Source organism: Vibrio sp. 378 (genome assembly GCF_033339435.1).
Map to the genome: position 1 here is coordinate 1 of NZ_JAWOUO010001146.1, position 524 is coordinate 524.

Annotated in this window: 1 pseudogene; it reads right to left on the reverse strand. The window is 45.6% G+C overall.

The features are described from left to right. A pseudogene (locus R7Q48_RS30855) lies at positions 1 to 524 on the reverse strand (GGDEF domain-containing protein); the annotation flags it as partial.

A 524-nucleotide genomic window follows, 5' to 3' on the forward strand; every position in this document is an offset into this window, starting at 1 on the left:
GTTTGTCGCTGAGCCATTATTGCCAGCACCAAAAGAAGCACTAAGCAGGCAACCACAAAATTGTACGCGCGTTTTTGATCTGTAAGCTTTTCAAACTCGCTCTGCTTTAAATTCCGCTCGTTCGCAAGTTTGATCAGTTGCAGTTCGTATTCGTACTCATTTTTGGTGAGGTCGAGAGCTTCCATTGCCTTGATGTTACTGGTGTCTCGGTTATCTAGTTCCAATGTTGAATACGCTTCATAGTGACTTAGCGCCGCTTTGTAATCCCCAAGTTCTTGGTAAGCATTGGACAGCAACAGTTGCGCTCTCGCTTGTAGCAATGGCCTTGAGTTTTCCATTGCTAGTGTGAACGCTTCTTTACCGTGCTCGATCGCCTTTTCCGGCGCGTCATTTTTCAGATAAGCAAAACCAGCGGCTAAATGCCCCTCGGTTTGTAAATGGTTGTTTTCGTATCGCTCGCCCAAACCGAGTGCTTTGTTAATGTATTTGACGGCTTGTTCAAGGTTGCCAATTTCAGCAATAGC